At 58.5% G+C, this 3621-nt stretch carries 3 protein-coding genes and 2 pseudogenes; 2 read left to right on the top strand and 3 right to left on the bottom strand.

Translation table 11 applies throughout. From position 1 onward, the window contains the following. Positions 1 to 133 precede the first annotated feature (133 nt). Positions 134 to 584: pseudogene (locus FV228_RS23310) on the top strand (transposase); the annotation flags it as partial. A gap of 269 nt (positions 585 to 853) precedes the next feature. Here the strand turns inward: FV228_RS23310 and FV228_RS23305 are convergent. After that, positions 854 to 1487, bottom strand: a pseudogene (locus FV228_RS23305) (recombinase family protein). 224 nt (positions 1488 to 1711) lie between these two features. Between FV228_RS23305 and FV228_RS23300 the strand changes: the two are divergent. Next, a complete protein-coding gene (locus FV228_RS23300; RefSeq protein ID WP_147856757.1) occupies positions 1712 to 2512 on the top strand; it encodes a hypothetical protein in 801 nt (266 codons plus the stop codon). On the opposite strand, the gene FV228_RS23295 is transcribed toward FV228_RS23300, so the two are convergent. Continuing rightward, positions 2509 to 3323, bottom strand: a protein-coding gene (locus tag FV228_RS23295) for an IS5 family transposase (RefSeq protein ID WP_147856756.1) whose coding sequence is annotated in 2 segments (ribosomal slippage) — positions 2509 to 2993 and positions 2993 to 3323 — 816 coding nt in all. Because the reading frame shifts where the segments join, the coding sequence is not laid out codon by codon here. The genes FV228_RS23300 and FV228_RS23295 overlap by 4 nt on opposite strands. Before the next feature lie 184 nt (positions 3324 to 3507). Continuing rightward, positions 3508 to 3621, bottom strand: a 114-nt coding sequence (locus FV228_RS23290; protein ID WP_147853959.1) for a transposase domain-containing protein, incomplete at its 5' end; no start/stop codon positions are given.

Genomic DNA, 3621 nt, shown 5'->3' with positions numbered 1-3621 from the left:
GCCCGGCGCGGGCCAACTCGACCATCTGTCGGCGGAACTCGATGGGGTAAGGCGGACGGCTCTTCGGCATTGGACAAACACCTCACGCGAAAGCGTTCTCGGTATCCACCAAACAGGGGCAATCCCAGACAGGCGCTCGGCCGAGGAGCGACGGGCGGCCCGTCAGGAACGAAGCCGGCCGGTGGTCGAGGCGCTGGAGCCGTGGCTGCGGGGGGAAGCTCAATCTCCTGAGCCGCAAGAGCAACCTGGCCGAGGCGATCCGCTACGCCCTGACCCGCTGGGCGGGGCTGAGCCTGTTCCTCGACGACGGGCGCGTCGAGATCGACTCCAATACCGTCGAGCGGGCGATCCGACCGCTGGCCCTCAATCGCAAGAATGCGCTCTTTGCCGGATCCGACGGCGGGGGCGAACACTGGGCGGTGATCGCCTCGCTGATTGAGACCTGCAAGCTCAACGGCGTCGAACCGCAGACCTACCTGGCCGAAGTCATGACCCGCATCGTCGAGGGGCACCCGCAGCGGCGCCTCGATGATCTGCTGCCATGGGCTTACCAGCCAACGCCAGCCCTCAAAGCTGTGGCCTGAGGACAGCGCTTACGATCCACCAAGAGGTTAACGTACCGCTTTCATTAAGCGGGCCGTGATGTGTCCTCGTTAACACTCTGGCATTACCGTTACGGGATGCCTGATGTCGGACCCTCAGATCCTCTACGCCGTCGCCGCGATCATTGGTGCCGCGGCTACAGCCATCGTCGCTAACACCGGCCTTGTCAGCGGACCGCGCCACAGGCGGCGGCCAAGACACGAGCCCCCGGACAACCAGGACCCGCCGAAGTGAGTGCAACCGGTTTCACTCAGGCTGCCCACCGAGCAAGGGCGGCCTCGGCCTCCACCCGGTTGTCCCGGACCTGGTAGACGGTCTGCCGGGTCAGGCCCGTGGCCTTGGCGATAGCGGCAATCGCGTCGCCCCGATCGAGGCCGGCGACCACGTCGGCGAGCTGCGCCGCGCTGTAAGACGGCTTCCGGTCGAGATACGCATCCTCCTTGGCCCTTGGCATGGTCGATACCGGCGCGCTGGGCCTCCTTGGTGGCCTCCGCCTGGGCCTAGGCGGTCGCGCCCATGAAGCCGATCAACGCGTCCCGGACGGCCTTCTGCACCGGGTCGCGGGTCGCCCCGTTGGAGGTTATGGCGTTGATCACGGTCCGCACGATGACGCCGCGGCGCATGAACTCGCGGACGGTCTCCGTCACGTCCTGGTAGTTGCGGCCCAGGCGATCCACCCACCGAACTAACAGCACGTCCCCGGCCCGGAGCATGTCGAACAGGCGGCGGCCCTGCGGACGCTATGCGAGGATGGTGGAGACCCCCGACACACCCTCATCCGCCACCACTGCATCGATCTTGAACCCTGACACCCCCGCCTACTTTCGCTGGTGGGCGATGGTCTGATCCGCGGTGCCCACGCGGGCATAGAGGACTGTTGGCATGAGGGATGCTTGTCCGTTGAATTGGCGTCCGCTTAAACACACGTCCGAAAAGCGGGCGCAACCCTAGCGGACGGACTTTTGCCCGCCTTCCCCGGTGTCCGAGCGGGCATACCTTTGCGGTCATATTAGTCGACATAGCGGTCGAACTCGACACTAAATTTGACAACGGCATGTGATATGTAGCTATATCAAATTGGTCTGCCAATAGTTGGGATTTGATCAGAATGAAGAATGTCGTCAGGAATTTATTGTATAAAATTGCCCCTGATTTCATGAGATTACGAGCAGCGCGCATCAGGCGAAAGATCAATTATGAAATATTTAGAGATCGACAAACAAGCAGTCGAAAATCATTATTCGATAATCGAGACATCAAAATACTAAGTGGTCCATTTGCGGGGTTGAGATATATAGACGAAATAACGTGGGGTCCAATCGAACCAAAGTGGCTTGGAACCTATGAATTTGAGCTTCACCCAATCTTGCGAGATATAATTGCATCTAGCTATAATGAAATTGTAGATGTAGGTAGCGCAGAAGGCTTCTATTCAATCGGACTTGCCTGGAAATGCCCAAGTTCGACTGTATTCGCTTTCGATGTTGATCCAATTTCTCGCGAACAACAGCGTAGACTCGCCTCATTAAATGGAGTAGAAAATCTTGTTATTCGTAAATTTTGCAAGAATGAGGATCTTCAAAAATTAATTTCCGATAAAACATTAGTTATATGCGATATTGAAGGCCATGAGATCGATCTACTAAATATAGACCTGACGCCGAGATTAAAGAACGCTGATATACTAGTTGAACTTCACAATACTGCGACTAGGTCTATGCTCGATATTGAAAAAGAAATTACCAATCGATTTTTGAAGAGCCACTCGATTGCAGTGATAAATTTTAACCCTGATATCATTGCTAGGAAATCATCTCTGCTTAGCACAGAAATCATAGCTTCAGACGTAATGTTCGATGAATACAGAGATACCAAAGATCAGAAATGGCTATGGATGAAACACATCTAAGAGCGCCTAAAAGAACCGTCTGAACTGTTGAGGGTGATGAGGCTGGCCGCGAGGCTCGTGAAGGCCTTGTAGATGTCTGCGCGCCGTTCGTAGCGGATGGGCAATCGACGGAAGCGGTTGAACCAAGCGTGGGTGCGCTCGACCACCCAACGGTGACGACCATGTCTCTCGCTACTCTCGATGCCCCTGCGTGCGATGCGCGGTACAATCCCGCGCATCCGGCATTCGTGCCGACGGGGTCTGGCATCGTAGGCTTTGTCAGCGTGCAGCTTGTCTGGACGGCGCCGCGGTCGTCCTCGTTGACCAGTCCGCAGAGGCGGGATGACATCGAGGGTAGTCGTCATCATGATGCTGTCGTGCCGGTTGGCCCCACTCAGGCAGAAGCCGAGCGGGGTGCCGCGCGCGTCGATGACGAGGTGGCGTTTCGTGCCCGGCTTGCCTCGATCCGTCGGGTTCCGGCCGTTGGCAGGCCCCCTTTTATGACCGGGACAGATGCGCTGTTTAGGCAAGCCCGGCTCCAATCTATCTCACCAGTCGCAGGCAGACGCTCCTGCAACACGTGATGCAGGCGGCTCCACACGCCCGCCGCTTGCCAATCCCGCAACCGCCGCCAGCAACTCGGGCCGGAGCCGCAACCCATCTCGACTGGCAGCATCTCCCACTGCAGGCCCGAGCGCAGCACGAAAGGGATGCCCGGCAGTGCGGCCCGGTTCTCAATTAGACGACGCCCGCGCTTCGGACGGGGCCGAGGCGGCGGGAGGAGCGGAGCGATCTCATCCCAGAGATCTTCGGGGAGAAGCGGCCTGGCCATGCCAAACCAACGCTGAAAACCCCGCTCGGGGCCGTTCCTTAAGCGCTCTAAGCCGCTAACGTTCGCTTCGACCCATCCAACGAAGGAGTCAGCGAAAACCTCTCCGCGCAAGGGCGTGGATAACTACGTGCGCCGTGCATCATTTGAGCGCGACAGTGATCTAGTTTAGCCGTAAGCGCTGTTTTCAGGCCACGGCTCTGAGGGCTGGCATGGCCGGGTAGGCCCATGGCAGCAGATCGTCGAGATGGCGCTGCGGGTGGCCCTCGACGATGCGGGTGATGACGTCGGCGAGGTAGGC

The sequence above is a fragment of the Methylobacterium sp. WL18 genome, from assembly GCF_008040015.1.
In the GTDB taxonomy this organism is placed as follows: domain Bacteria; phylum Pseudomonadota; class Alphaproteobacteria; order Rhizobiales; family Beijerinckiaceae; genus Methylobacterium; species Methylobacterium mesophilicum.
This window is presented reverse-complemented; position numbering and strand designations above follow the sequence as displayed.

Bases quoted from the DNA above. Each gene is read 5' to 3' on its own strand.
- FV228_RS23300 (WP_147856757.1), top strand. From the start codon at position 1,712: ATGAAGAATGTCGTCAGGAATTTATTGTATAAAATTGCCCCTGATTTC.